The organism is Pelagicoccus mobilis (assembly GCF_016595505.1).
In the GTDB taxonomy this organism is placed as follows: Bacteria; Verrucomicrobiota; Verrucomicrobiia; order Opitutales; family Opitutaceae; genus Pelagicoccus; species Pelagicoccus mobilis.
This window is the reverse complement of the sequence record NZ_JAENIL010000096.1, coordinates 1-14105: the sequence shown is the minus strand read 5'-3', so window position 1 is coordinate 14105 and position 14105 is coordinate 1. Positions and strand designations below refer to the sequence as shown.

The window sequence follows — 14105 nt, the reverse complement described above, 5'->3', positions numbered from 1 at the left end:
GCGAACTCGTTGGTCGAGATTGACGCGATAGCTGAACAGCTCGCACTGAGGTACATGGGTTCCCATCATGACGGGAACCATCATGCTGGAACCTTTGGCCTATCCAAGCTCGAGTTGGGAGAAACGACTGTCCTCTTGTTCTTTGGGCAACAGCCCGTCCGTCATTGCCGCGGAGCCTACTGGCGAATAAACGATGTGGCAACGACAGTGCGTTGCCCTCCAGAAACTCACTCAACCGTTACGCTCTTCGCGAGGTTGCGTGGCTTGTCTACGTCCTTGCCGAGTTCAACCGCGATATAGTAGCTGAGCAATTGGGTTGGGATCGTCATCAGAATTGGCTGAATGCAATTGTGGGCCTTCGGGACGATGATGATCTCATCGGCGAGCGAAGAGGGAATATCGTGCGAGTCGGTGATGATGATGACCTTGCCTTTACGTGCTCTGACTTCCTGGACGCTCGATAGGTTCTTTTTCAGAGTTTCATCATCGGGCACGATGACGATGCTAGGACACTCCTCGGAGATCAACGCGATGGGGCCATGTTTCATCTCAGCAGAAGGGTAGCCTTCCGCGTGAATGTAGCTGATCTCCTTTAGTTTGAGAGCACCTTCGAGGGCGATTGGAAACATCTCTAGGCGGCCGAGAAAGAGGAAGTCTTGATACTTGGCGAAGTCCTTAGCGATTGCCTTGATGGAGTCGGCGAGCGAGAGACTCTGTTTTATCAGGGCGGGTAGTTCCTGAATCGCTTTCACCATCTTGCAGCCTTCCGCGTAGGAGAGATCGCGTGTGCGGCCGAGATAGCAGGATAGCATTGAAAGGATGAGTACCTGGGAGGTGAACGCCTTGGTGGAGGCGACCCCGATTTCGGGGCCGGAGTGCTGGTAGATGCCACCGTCATTTTCGCGAGCGATGGTAGAGCCTACGTTGTTTATAATCCCGATCACGTGGTAGCCTTTACGCTGCGCTTCGCGCTGAGCTTCGAGTGTATCGATGGTTTCGCCACTTTGGCTGATAACGATCACCAAGGTGTTCTTGTCCATTGGCGCATTACGATAACGGAACTCGCTGGCGTACTCGACTTCGACTGGGATGCGGGCGTATTTCTCGATCAAATACTCACCTACGAGTCCGGAGTGCCAAGCGGTACCACAGGCGACGATGAGGATGCGGTCGATTTGACGCAGATCCTGTCGCGAAAGATTGAGGCCACCAAATTTGCAGGTACCTTCGGTTAGGTCGAGGCGTCCGCGGAATGCGTTCTCCAGAGCGGTTGGCTGCTCGTGGATTTCCTTGAGCATGTAGTGCTCGAACTCCCCGAGTTCCGCGTCTTCGTCCTTCCAGGAGATGGTACTGATTTCAGGTACGACCTCGTCTTCTTCCATGGTCGTGATGCTGAAATTGTCATTCGTCAGCGTGACGATTTGGTTGTCGTCGAGGTAGACAACTTCGCGCGTGCGGGCACGGATGGCGCTCGCATCACTGGCTAGCATCATCTCTTTCTTTCCGACGCCAAGGATCAGAGGGCTGCCTTTGCGCGCTCCAAAGAGGGTACCTGGCAGCTTTGAGCAAATGATCGCCAGTCCGTAGGTGCCTTCCACATTGGCGAGGCTTGTACGAATTGCTTTGTGGACACTCTTCTCGGTGATCGGCTCGTCTTGTTGCTCGAGATTGAAAGCAATCAAGTTGGACAGCACTTCAGAGTCGGTTTCGTTGCTGAAAGTAACGCCTTGAGCCGATAGAGTCGATTTGAGCTGCTCGTAGTTCTCTATCACCCCATTGTGAACGAGGTGGATGAGTCCGTTGCATGAACTGTGAGGGTGGGTGTTTGGTTCGGTGACTCCGCCGTGTGTCGCCCAGCGTGTGTGGCTGATTCCGAGTCCTGCGTCATCCTGATCTTTGGGGAGCGCGCTTGCGAGATTGGCCACTTTTCCAACGCGTCGTGTGAGCGCGATTGAATCGTCTTTTTGCCAAATGGCCATTCCCGCGGAATCGTAGCCCCGGTATTCAAGGCGTTTGAGTCCATTGAGGAGAATCGAGGTCGCGTTATCTTTGCCGATGTATCCAACTATTCCGCACATGATGTAAAACTGGTTTGGGTTATGATTGTATGTAAAGGATTAGGTTGAGTTGTTTCTAAATTGTTTTGCTGGATCTACCTCTTTATCCCGAGTCGATCGAGAAGTTCGTAAAAGGTGGGGCGGCTTATGCCGAGCTCAGCTGCAGCTGCTGTCACCTTGTTTTTGTGCTTCTTGAGAGCTGCCTCGATCATCTCTTTTTCAAGGGCTTCGCGGGCTTCCTTAAGGGTCGTGCCGGCGGGAATCGTTCGGTCAGCCGGGAGTTGTAGGTCTTCAGGGCTAACTTTATTTCCTTCCGCCATGATGGCGGCGCGTCGAACACGGTTTTGAAGTTCGCGAACGTTTCCTGACCAAGGATAGGATCGAATTCCTTTCAATGCGGCGGCGCTGAACACCAGTTTTCCGTTTCCTGCTTCAGCGGCGAAACGCTTGAGAAAGCTCGTGGCGAGGTATTCAATATCTTCCCCTCTATCTCTTAGGGGAGGGAGATTCAGTTCGACGACGGAAAGGCGGAAGTAGAAATCTTCGCGGAACGTCCCATCTGCCATGCCTTTTTTAAGATCGGCGTTGGTCGCAGCGACAATTCGTGTCTCCACTGGAATCGTATCTCGTCCGCCGACCCGCTCGATGTAGCTCTCCTGCAAGAAACGAAGGAGCTTTACTTGGACGTTCAGCGGCACCTCGCCAATTTCGTCGAGAAACAGGGTGCCGCCGTTCGCTTGCTCGATCTTGCCGATTCGAGTGCTATCAGCGCCAGTGAACGCCCCTTTTTCGTGACCGAAGAGCTCGCTCTCGAGTAAGGACTCGGGGATCGCGCTACAGTTGATCGCCACGAACGGGCCGTCTGCTTGGCTAGAACGGGTGTGGATCGCATTGGCGACCATTTCTTTACCGGTTCCGCTTTCGCCGAGGATCATTACCGGAGCGTTGCTGGTGGCGACTTTGCGCACCAAGCCAAATACTTTCTGCATGGGTTCGCTGGTGCCGAGCATGCCCTCGAAAGCGTCCTCGTTCAGCTTCTTTTGCATCGAGACGTACTCCTTCTCCAAATCTGCCACGTAGTAGCAGCGCTTGAGAACGAGCTGGAGCTCCTCGGTGTCGACGGGTTTCGACATGAAATCGTAGGCGCCTCTTCCAATGGCTTCCAATGCGTTCTCCCGTTCGCCCTGGCCAGAGATGATGATGACTTTCGTTTTGGGAGCGATTTGAACGATATCCGCCAAGGTGTTCATGCCCTCGTCCACAAGGTTGGGGCGTGGCGGCAGACCGAGGTCTAGAAGCACTACTGGAGGCGTGTTCTCCCTGAACTGTTGGATTGCTCCATCGCGGTTGCCCGCTTGGAAGATTTCAAAATCGGTCCCGAGAGACCAACGCATTTGGGTGCGGATTTCTTCGTCGTCGTCGACGATCAAGAGCTTGGGTTTAGAGGCAGGCATCTGTTTAACGAGTAGGGAAGAAGTGTATTCGGCGAAGCGGCGCTCGAGGAGCATCGCGGGGAGACAATGTAAAGAGTGGAGACACCGCAGAGGATGACTGTCGGATATTTTTACAGTATCGCTTCAAGTATCGGAAAATGAAGCTTTTTCTGAAGTTTGATCTGGGGTGTTTTAACCGGTAAGCTACAAAAGAAATCCTCCGCTGGGACCTGTCTGGAAGGGTTGTGCTTCATTTAACCGCTACCGAACGGAGTGACATGACCACAAGAGCCCAAGGACGCCAAGGTCTCGAAGGTTAATTGGGTTGTATTGTTGTTTTGAACCACCGATGACGCCGATACTCACCGATTACCCTGTAGGGCGGGGGGGGGATCCGCCAAGCGAGTTGGATTGGGTAAACTGCCAAATACGCAAAGAACAATCGAAGGTTGTTTTTTCTAACCGCGAATCGTCGCTAATGACCGCTAAAATAGGGCAGGATCGCTTATAGGAATGTAGGTATCGCTGAAAGCGACGGGAGGTTTTCAGAGCCTCCGTTACTCACTGATTTCTCTGTAGGGCGGGGCGTTGACCCGCTTCGTTTGGGTAGCTTGGCCAGGAGCTTGGGGGGTAGCGATCCAAGGTGATCGGGTTACGTAGTTTTTTAACGACGGATAAGCTGGATGAGCGCGGATGGTATGCTGCTAATTAATTGGACTGTGTTTTACTGCCCATCAAGGGCACGAAGGTTCATCAGTTTGTGTATTGTTTTCAACCATCGTTCTGTGCTCAAGAGCTACGTCCAGAGATAACCTGCCAGATTCTCATCCAGGCTCTGCGCCCTAGGGCAGCGGGCGGTTCGCAGTTTTCTCATCGCATAGCAAAATGCCCGTCTCCTTTCGGAAACGGGCATCTCATACAAGAACGAATCGAGTTTAGGATTCGAAAGCCTGGGTTAACGACGGAAACGTCTTAAAGAAAACGCCAGAAACAGGGCGGCGCCTAGGAGGCCGAGTGTTGAGGTTGAATCTGGAACTGGATCGGACTCGTCGGACTGGAGGAGTTCGGGTAGAACTTGTCCCACGTTTTGCACGCCAGGAGATGCGGTGGACGGAGCTTTCCAAGTTCCAGAGTCGGGTGTACCGAGAAGTTGAAGGGAAGTGCCCACTGCTGTAGAATTGGATTCGGCGACCCCGATGTCCGTGCTCGTTTTGCCAGCAGCCGCTCCACCGATTGCGTCGAACGAACCTTCATAGCTCAGGAACTGCAGGAGAGAACCGCCGAGAGCGAGAGCGACTCCATCAGGAGCTCCGTTTTGAATTCCAGAGACAAAGAAACTAAGAAACCCGTAGCCGTTACCGGAATCGGCGAGCGTTCCACTTAATGCTTTGGTTTCATAGACTGTCCCGCTGGCGCCGTTGTAGAATTGAAGTTCGCCTCCGGCGAGATCGATTCCCGCGGCTCCGGCGATTTCCACGAACTCACCGGTGTCGCCTCCGGCGTTGTCATAATGGATCTCGTTGATCCAGACAGGGATGGCAGATACGGATGAGATCGAAAGGCAGGTTGAAACTAGCACGAAGCATAGCTTCGCAAAAGGGCGGCTTTTGCTGACATACAAGAGATGGCTTGAGGTTAAGACTACGAGTTGGCTGGGTAGTCTCTGAAGAGTGGGTTCGCAGTATTACTTATTGTAGGTGTTGGAGAGTTCAAGAACTAATGTCAGAATCAGCATGTTCTTCGGTGTTTCACGTAGGAATGAGGTAGCAACTGTGTCGGTATTTTGGATAGCGAACCAACTCAAAGACACACCCTAAAACACTTTCTCGAACTCCAGTATCAGCCTGCTCTGGCTTCGCCAGATTATGTTCTGCGCAGCCAGATGATTTGTCGCTATACTCCACAAGTGCCGCACGGAGTGCTCGGTAGGGCGAAGCGTTGTTAACTTTGCATTACAACATCGGCCAAGGTGTGGCCTGAGTGCCCTGCGGGCAACATTGTACCGCTTTGCGGTAGCAGGTGATCTGGCTGCCGGTTGAGGAAATTGTCATGTTGGCTCTCGCCAAATAGGTGCTTCCCAAGAGGTATTACAACTCCGACTCAATAACCCGCCAAGTCTACCAAGGTTATTGGATGAGTGCTTTACGAACAACTCCCCAAGCCAACTACTCTATCGGAGCTCATCGGTGCCAATCGGTGGTTAAAAACAAAACACCTCGCTTCCGTCTCCGCGTAGAGCTGCGACGTGACAAGTCCGTCTTCGCAAAAGGCTGCGCCGTGACAACCCGACTCGATCCACTCAATCCGTAATCAGTGATCAGTAATCGATAATCCAAACATAAAAACTCCGTGCCACCTGTCCGCAGAAGCTTCATGCGAAGGCTGGATCAGTGATCAGTCAACCTCTGCGTCCTCGGTGCTCTCAGCGGTTAAAACAACACAACCCGATCAGCAAACATCTGTGTTCATGAGCTCAATTGGACTACTTCGTAGTGACGTGTCGGCGTTTCACTTCTCGGTAGTGGTCAAAAAACACAGAATCCAATCAACCTTGGCTCTATGCCCATTGGGGACAACGGGCTCTACCTAGTAGGCGAGTCAACGCCCCGCCCTACAGAATGTCCTCCGCGGTTAAAAACAAAACACAACCCGCCGCATCTATCGCTGCGGATCAGTAATCGCTAATCCCTAATCTAAACATCAAAAATCTCCGCGTACTCAGCGTCCTCAGCGGTTAACAAAAACAACACAATCCAATCCAAACTTTCGCGATTAAGAACTCTCTTCCATCTCTGATTTTAGTTCTTCCATCAACAATGGATTCTTACTGTAAATACACTTCCTTTGCCTTCTTCGCTCTTAACGGAGAGAGAGCCGCCGTGGGCTTCTACAACCATTTTGCTCTGGAACATACCGATACCCAATCCACTTTTTTTAGTAGTTTTGAAGGGGCGGAATAGTGAGTTCTGAATAAACTCCTGGCTCATGCCGCAACCGGTGTCGGAAACTGTGAAGACTGCGTTTGCTCCGTCTTTTGAGCAATCAAAGGATATTTTACCAGGACTGTCCATTGCCTCGCTCGCGTTGATGATCAGGTTGAGCAAGACGCTTTTAAGCTTCTTGAAATCCGCTTTAAAATCGACACCTGGTTCCGCGGAAAAGCTGAACTCGATGTGGTCTGGCGCTTTCCAGTCGGCGACTGTTGCTTGGCAGAGTTCCTCGAGGTTCGTAGTGGAAGGAGATATCTCGAGTTCGTGGCGGACTTGACTTAGGCGCGTAATGAGATCCGTGATACGCTGACTTGTGCTTCCGATGCCTCGAAGTGCGTCCTCCCTGAATTCCGGGTTTTCCCAGTGGAGAGGCATGTTCTTTAGCATCAGATTCAGTGTTGAAACTGCGTTCTTCAGATCGTGAACGAAGAAGGTTGCCATCGTTTGGAAGGCTTCAATTTCCTTCGATTCTTCGAGCTTTCGTACCAAGGCGGCGCTGAGAAGGCTGGCAGCGATATGATCAGCAATGCAGCGGAGGGTATCGAACTCTTGGTGAGTGAATTCTAGTGCATTCGTTCGGTCTCCGAGAACGATGAAACCGATGACGCGCCCTTGCCCTGTAAGCGGTACGAGAATACGGTCTCCGCCGTCGGGGAATACGCTTGGGTTGGTGTCTAGAATAAGTTTGGAGCTGCTGTCGTCGGCATCCTCTATACTTCTCGGCTCTGGCGAGTTGAGGAGGTTTTCGATAATGCCTTGAGAATCGATGGATGTGGTAGCTGTTTCCAGGTCGCTACTATTTTCACCTTGCTCGTCACTGCTTGCGATACGTGTGAAACGGGTCCCGCTTGTATCGAGCAACCAGATACTGGTGAGCTTTGTATCCAGTAGGTTGACTAGAAGTTTGGTTGTGGATTGGCAGATTTCCTTGCGCCGAATGCTCTGGGATGTGGTGGCAGTCACCTTCAACCATAGCGTTCGATAATCGTAGAGGGGCCTCTGGAAATTTCTACTGACGAAGCGACGGACGAGTTGCCGGAAACGATCCGATTGCACGACGATGCCGAGTCCGACCAGAGCGATTAGGACGAGGAAGGTTTGTATCGCGAAGGCTTGATCACCGCCGAGGTGGGCGATGACTTTGGAAAGCACTCCCACAACGATGAGATAGCCTCCGGCGAAGGTAATGACCAGCGAACCGCTGATGATCGATCGGGAGGGGTAGAGATCGATCTCGAAACTTCCTTTTCTGAGCACTGAGCGCCCGACGAGAAGGCAGCAGGTGAAGAGGGCGACTGCGTTTATGGTCTCCAGGGCGGGGTCAATCTTTTGGGCGAGTACGATTTGGCTACTTGTGAAAAAACGTGCTGCGAAGAGTGTACCCATGCCGTAGAGCATGAACTTGATTTTCCAACGCATAGTGCCGACTGAGGCCCGGTAGGTACGTTCGAGACCCACTAGCGCTCCGATCATTGTGAGCAGGATCGAAACGTGTAGGAAGAACCCAGCCCAATCTAGTCTGATGACCCACTGGAATGGCTTAGTTGGATGCTTGCTTAAGTGAGCCAGTGCTTCAGAGCCTACAAAAACGAGGGTCAAAGGTAGTGCGAAAGCCAATACAATAATTGGCAAGCGCTTCCCTAGATTCTCTCTGGTATTGCCGCGTGAGTAAGTCGCGGAAAATAATAGCCAGAGACCAGGTAGGAAGGCCGTCGCGTAAAATCGCCAACGGATGAAATCAGCGACCTCAAGTGGATTTGTAGAACGCAGTGCGAGCCCTGTAAGCAACTGCTCGCTTGCCAGCGTTAGCATTCCCGCCGCAAAGGTCCACATCGCGATGCTGCGGCTTTTGCTAAAAGGAGCGATGAAAACGAAAAGCCCCGCGACCGCGGCGCTAACGAAGGAGAAGATAACGGGAAGGTTCAAGGCTGTGTGGGATTAACCGCTACCGAACGGAGTGACATGATCACAAGAGCCCAAGTACGCTAAGACCAGTGGCTGGGACTCTCTTTTGACAGGGAAGGATATTGAAATTGAAAACACTGTAGGGCGGGGCGCTGACCCGCCTAGATAAGCGAGGACTCTTTTTCTCTGGTGGCGATCTACTAAATCTGGATCTGCTTTTTCTTTAACCGCTAAGAACGCAGAGGACGCGGAGTTTTTTGATCGGAGTGTTATGAGATATTCGTGTTCGATTCGAAAACTGTAGACGCGGTCGTTGACCGCGTAACGCGATCAACGATCGCGTCTACAAACTTTCAGGTTCGGTTTGTTGGATAGTATCTTAGGAGAACTCTCTGTGCTCACTGTGTGTACCACGGATGGACGCTGATGAACACAGATGTTTGCTGATCGGGGTGGGTTTTGTTTTTTTCAACCGCGGAGAGCACGGAGGACGCGGAGGTTTTGGATTAGGGATTCGCGATTAATGATGAGTGATCAGAGAGGCTTTCCACGGCGTAGCGTTTTGCGAAGACGGAAGCGAGGCGGTTAACTTCCTTCTATCATTCCTGCAATTCGTTCGCGGAGAGAAGCGGGGAGCTTTTCTGGATCGACTGCTTCGAACTGCGTTTTTGCTGAGTCTGCTCTACCTTGTTGCGAAAGGGCGATGCCTTGCAGAGCTCGTGCACGGTTGGTATCGGTGTCGAGCTCGCGGGCTTCGCTGGCGATTGCATAAACGCGGGCTGCGTTGCTGGCATCCTCGCTGAGGATCTCCGCGAGTCCCAATTTTGCGAATACGTTTTCAGGGCTAAGCTCTAAGGCTTTCTCGAAACCGTCCTTCGCTTTTGATGATTCGCCTGCTCTCAGGTGTAGAGTGGCGAGGGTGGCGATTGCTTGGGAGTCGTTTGAGTTGGATGAAAGGTGGCTTTCGACGCTAGCGACGGCGGCAGTATCATCCATGCTAGTATCGATCGTTAGAATACTGAGACGTTTCTGTGCCAAGTCTTTCCCATCGTAGTCGGAGTCAGACTGAGTCGCCTCTTCAAGCAGTCTCAAACCTGCATCTCTGTGCCCTAGGGAGTAGTGAGCGCTTCCAAGATGATAGGCCACTTCGGCAAAAGTGCTCAGTTTGTTGTAGCTATCTTGAAGAAGGCTGAGTGCCCATGGGTAGTCGCCTCTCTGGTAGACGATCCAGCCAAGAGTGTCCGCCGAGTACGGGTTAGACGGAGCGAGTTCTCTCGCTTTTTGGCCGAGCTCGAAGGCGCGATCCATTTTGTCAAACTTCGTCGAGTACAGGTAGGCGAGGTTGTTGAGGGCGGGCAGATAGCTGTCGTCGATTTCGAGCATCTTCTCGTAAGTTTCGACAGCTTCAGAGAATTCGCCGCGCGACTCGTAAATGGACGAAATGGTGGTCAAGGCGCCGAGGTCCTCAGGATTGCTCTCGATGATCGCCTGTGACTGCTCAAAGGCACCATCGACGTCGCCTTGGCTACGGAGCAGTCTGGCGTAGAGACTACGGGCGGTACGGTTGTTGCCGTCGAGTTCGATCGATTTTTCGAAGGCTTGTTTCGCTTGGTCGAGATCGCCTTTTGACTGAAGAATCTGAGCCCGAATCGTGTAGAGAACGCTTGTGTCGGGAGAGGCCGCGATCGTTTGGTCGATGCGTGCGAGGGCTTCGTCGAAGTTGCGTTCCTGCATGTCCAATGCTGTGAGCTGCTCGACCGATTGGAGGTGGAGTGGGTTGTTGGACAGAGCTGATTCGAATGCGTTGCGGGCGCCTGCTGAATCGCGGCCTTGTAGGTAGGAGAGACCAGAAAGGTAGCTCAACTGAGAGGTTTCCGATGAGCTTTCTTCGAGTTTTTTATAGATGGATACGGCCGCAGCGTTGTCTCCCTTTCGGTTGTATACCTCTGCTAGCAAAAGGTATCCTTGTATCGAGTTTGGATTCTGTTCGAGGTACTTTTCGAGGGTGATGATTGCTCCGCTGTAGTCCTCCTCCTGTACCTGAAGGGTTGAAAGCAAGGCGTTGGATTCGAGGTGGCCGGGGGCGAGCTGAGTGACGCGGCTTAGACGAGATTTCGCTTTGCCTAGGTCGCGTTTCGCGAGGTAGGCGAGGGCGACCTGGTAGTTGGCCTTGATGTCCTGAGGATAGAGTTCGAGGACTTTCTCCAATTGCTCGATGGCTTCGTCGGTTTTGTCGTTGAGCACGAGCAAAGTGCCATTCACCCGCATTGCGGTTGGATCGATGGGGTCAAGTTGCAGAGCGCTGTCCACATATTCCTGGGCTTTCTCGTTGTCACCCATCTTCGCGGCGAGCTCGGCAGCTTGTGAAAGGGCAGGAAGGTAGTCGGGAGCGTTCTCTAGAATTTCGTCGAGAGCGGCTTTAGCGGCCTCGTCACCCTCGGTTTGCTGAAGAATCTGAGCGTAGCGAATTCGGATTCCGGAGCGATAGGGAGCGACGTCCGCAGCTTTGGTGAAGGTTGCCATCGCCTCCTCCTCTTTTTGCTGTGAGAGCAGGATTTGAAACTTCCCGGCGTAGCCCAGCGGAGAGTTAGGATCGAGGGCGATGGCACTCTCAAAATTCTCTTCTGCGGCTCCGACGTTACGGGACTTGAGGTAGAGAGAGCCGATCGCAGAGTGGATCGCTGCCGTTTTTGGCAGGCTTTCCAGCCATTCTTTTGTTTTGGCGGCGGCTTCTACGGAGCCGGCGAGTTCGGCGAGGATGATGGGCGCTTCCTTGTGTGCGGGATCGAGCTCGAGAGCCTTGCGGGCATCCGCAAGTGCCTCATCTCTCATGCCCGCCGCGAGCTCGATGCTCGCGAGCGACGCGAGGCTGTCCGAGTCGTTCGGATTTACTTGCTTTACGAGCGACAAAACCTGGAACGCATCGCGAAGGCGACCCTGTTGGACGTAGATGTCCCCGATACGGGCGAGAAGCTCTGGGTTCTTTTGGTCCTCGCGCAGGGCGAATCGCAAAATGTTCTCCGCTTCGGAGAGTTTTCCTTCCGCTATGGCGGCGTCAGCCTTGGCTGTCAGGCTCTCGACATCGTTCGAGCCTCCGCAGCCAGCGAGGGCAAATGCTAGGATTGTTAAAAGGAAGAGTTGAATAACGGATGTAGGTTTCATTTGGGTACCGAGGTATGAAATAACGACGCTCGAAGAAAATTATTGATGAGACAGTGTGATTAACCGCTAAGTACGCGAAGGACGCAAAGGTTTTGATTTTCGATTACTGATTCCGGATTGATTGGAGAGAGTGATCGGGTTGTGTGTTTGTTTAACCACGGAGAGCACGGAGGACGCGGAGGTTTTGTATCGGGTTGTATTTTATTGTGCACTTCACGGCGAAGTAGAAGCTCTGACAAGGGCTCCAAGGTTCGCTACGGTTGATCGGGTTGCGTTAGCCGGCTTCGTCGGATTATTGATTGCCGATTACGGATTGAGCTGAGTGAGTGATCTGGGTGTTAGGTTGTAGGTGTTTCTTGTGTAACGAGAGTGTCCAGTAAGTGTTTTGAGATATTCGTGTTCGATTCTAAAACTGTAGACGCGGTCGTTGACCGCGTAACGCGATCAACGATCGCGTCTACATTGTTTGCTGGACAGTCTTTACAGGAAATTCTCAGTGCTCTCTGTGTCCTCCGTGGTTTAGAATTCAGTGCAGGATCAACTTCGCGGTCTTAGCGGTTAATTCTTCTTCTCTGATCGGCGGAAAAACCAGAGTACGATGAATAGCGGAATGAGCGTGACGGCGAACAACGGTTGCCCGCCGTGCTTGTGGAACCAGCCGTGGATCATGGAGGGGTCGATATGGTAACACTGCCAGGCGAGCACGAGGATGCGGATCGCATTTCTGAGAATGCCAATGGGAATAAAAAGCGAAACGAAGATCGCACGCTTCCATGGGCTTTTCAGGAAGAGGTAGGAAGCCACCAAGCTCGTGATGAAGAGGACCAGGCTGGACCGAAGCCCACTGCATTGTGGGGCGACTTCCATGATGATCGTTGGCATCTCGAATATCAGTCCCTCTCGGTGGATTGGGATGCCTGCAATATAGATAAACCAGTAGGCGACTTCGGCTGATGTGTACTGAAAGAAAATTTGGATACCCTCTCGGACTGCGACAGGGAAGGGGACTAGGATGACTAGGAAAAGAATCGCGAATATCTGGCTACGCACTGTTTCCCTCCCAAACAGCAGGAATATGGTGGCGATGATAAAGCTGACGTATGCGAAAATCGAGTACGCTAGATAGTCCTCAATTTGGTTCGGGTCGAGGGGGCTGGCTGTTGTTTGCCAGAACGCAAAAAGAGAGACTGCTCCTAACGCGACTGGAACGAGAGCCAGCAATCGGTTTGGTTGCGATGGCTCGATAGTCTTCAAGCGACTCGTATCCCATGCCAAATAGATCGATACGAATGGGATCAGAATAACGTGCGAGTAGAGATCGCTGCTCCGTGCTAACCCCCACAAGTACTGCAAAGGCTCGCGGAAAAGCAGAGAAAGAACTGCCACAGCAACTCCCAGGCTAGCTAATTTTGTTAGGGTGTCTTTAGGTGGCATCTTTTATCTGCGAGTGAGTACCGAGGAGTTGAGCGACGACACTTGACGAGCTTCGCGAGGAAACAGTGTGAATTGAGTCCTGTGGCTATTGGACGGCATGGATGTGGGTAGGCTAGCTTCAATCTCAAAAATTCAATTTGCTACCGAGCCTGTCGTGCGACACCTGCTTGTCTCGCCGTAGTTGGGCGTAGGCGGAAGGAACGTATAGAGGAAGCATCAGCAATTTGAATGAGAGCGAAGCGATTGATCAAATGTTGGATTTTTTTACACTATTGCCTTAGCCATCGGAAATAGAAGCTTTTTCTAAAGGGGAAATAGGGTGTTTTAGTAGTGGTTCACCAGACTTTGCCTGAAGCTGCGACCGGCAGGCAGCCGAGGAGATCGAGTTTGATCGGGGTGTGCTTTGTTTTTAACCGCTACCGAACGGAGTGACATGACCACAAGAGCCCAAGGACGCCAAGGTCGCGAAGGTTAATTGGGTTGTATTGTTGTTTTGAACCACCGATGACGCCGATACTCACCGGTGATCCTGTAGGGCGGGGCGTTGGCTCGCCGAGCAAGTTGGATTGGGTAAACCACTAGGGACGCGAAGCGAACTGGGTTGTTTTTTCTAACCGCTAATTGTCGCTAATGACCGCTAAAATGGGTCAGGATCGCTTTCAGCGATGTAGGTATCGCTTGGGCGACGGGAGGTTTTCAGAGCCTCCGATTCTCACTGATTTCTCTGTAGGGCGGGGCGTTGACCTGCTTCGTTTGAATAATTTGGTCGGGGCCTTCGGAGTTTGATCAATGATCCGAGGTGATCGGGTGGTGTTGTTTTTAACCACGGATAAACTGGATGAGCGCGGATGCTATGCTGCGAATTAATTGGACTGTGTTTTACTGCCCACCAATGGCACGAAGGTTCATCAGTTTGTGTAATGTTTTTAACCATCGGTTTGCGCTCAAGAGCTACGCCCAGAGATGACCTGCCAGATTCTCATCCTGGCTCTGCGTCCTTAGCGTTCTCTAGCGCAGCGGGCGGTTAAGAATCCAATGCGTTACCGAGGAGCTTGTCGACGACATGTTTCCTCGTTGGCACTCCTCAAGTGTCAGCCTCCGGCTTCGGTAGGAGGAGCACCAGC

The 14105-nt window shown here is 52.3% G+C and carries 7 protein-coding genes; 1 reads left to right on the top strand and 6 read right to left on the bottom strand.

Features of this window, described 5'->3' with window-relative positions:
• Window positions 1-227: 227 nt before the first annotated feature.
• The 3 genes from glmS to JIN87_RS26835 all read right to left on the bottom strand — a co-directional run bounded on the left by glmS (window position 228) and on the right by JIN87_RS26835 (window position 5069).
• Window positions 228-2078, bottom strand: coding sequence for a glutamine--fructose-6-phosphate transaminase (isomerizing) (glmS, locus tag JIN87_RS26845; RefSeq protein ID WP_200359607.1), 1851 nt, complete (start codon window positions 2076-2078; stop codon window positions 228-230).
• A 74-nt stretch (window positions 2079-2152) separates the two neighbouring features.
• Entirely contained in the window at window positions 2153-3511 is a 1359-nt protein-coding gene (prsR, locus tag JIN87_RS26840) for a PEP-CTERM-box response regulator transcription factor (protein WP_200359605.1), read from the bottom strand.
• Between the two features lie 934 nt (window positions 3512-4445).
• Window positions 4446-5069 carry a hypothetical protein gene (locus JIN87_RS26835; RefSeq protein WP_200359603.1) on the bottom strand — a complete coding sequence of 208 codons (624 nt, stop codon included), beginning with the start codon at window positions 5067-5069 and terminating at the stop codon, window positions 4446-4448.
• A 554-nt stretch (window positions 5070-5623) separates the two neighbouring features.
• On the opposite strand from JIN87_RS26835, the gene JIN87_RS26830 reads away from it, so the two are divergent.
• Window positions 5624-5800, top strand: a complete 177-nt coding sequence (locus JIN87_RS26830; RefSeq protein WP_200359601.1) for a hypothetical protein — start codon at window positions 5624-5626, stop codon at window positions 5798-5800.
• A 500-nt stretch (window positions 5801-6300) separates the two neighbouring features.
• On the opposite strand, the gene prsK is transcribed toward JIN87_RS26830, so the two are convergent.
• From prsK to xrtC, 3 genes are all read right to left on the bottom strand, one after another.
• Window positions 6301-8406: an XrtA/PEP-CTERM system histidine kinase PrsK gene (gene prsK / locus JIN87_RS26825; protein WP_200359599.1), complete on the bottom strand. Its 2106-nt coding sequence runs from the start codon at window positions 8404-8406 to the stop codon at window positions 6301-6303.
• Window positions 8407-8970: 564 nt separating this feature from the next.
• Entirely contained in the window at window positions 8971-11547 is a 2577-nt protein-coding gene (locus JIN87_RS26820) for a tetratricopeptide repeat protein (RefSeq protein WP_200359597.1), read from the bottom strand.
• 558 nt (window positions 11548-12105) lie between these two features.
• Window positions 12106-12933 carry a VPDSG-CTERM-specific exosortase XrtC gene (xrtC, locus tag JIN87_RS26815; protein ID WP_200359595.1) on the bottom strand — a complete coding sequence of 276 codons (828 nt, stop codon included), beginning with the start codon at window positions 12931-12933 and terminating at the stop codon, window positions 12106-12108.
• Between the last annotated feature and the right edge of the window lie 1172 nt (window positions 12934-14105).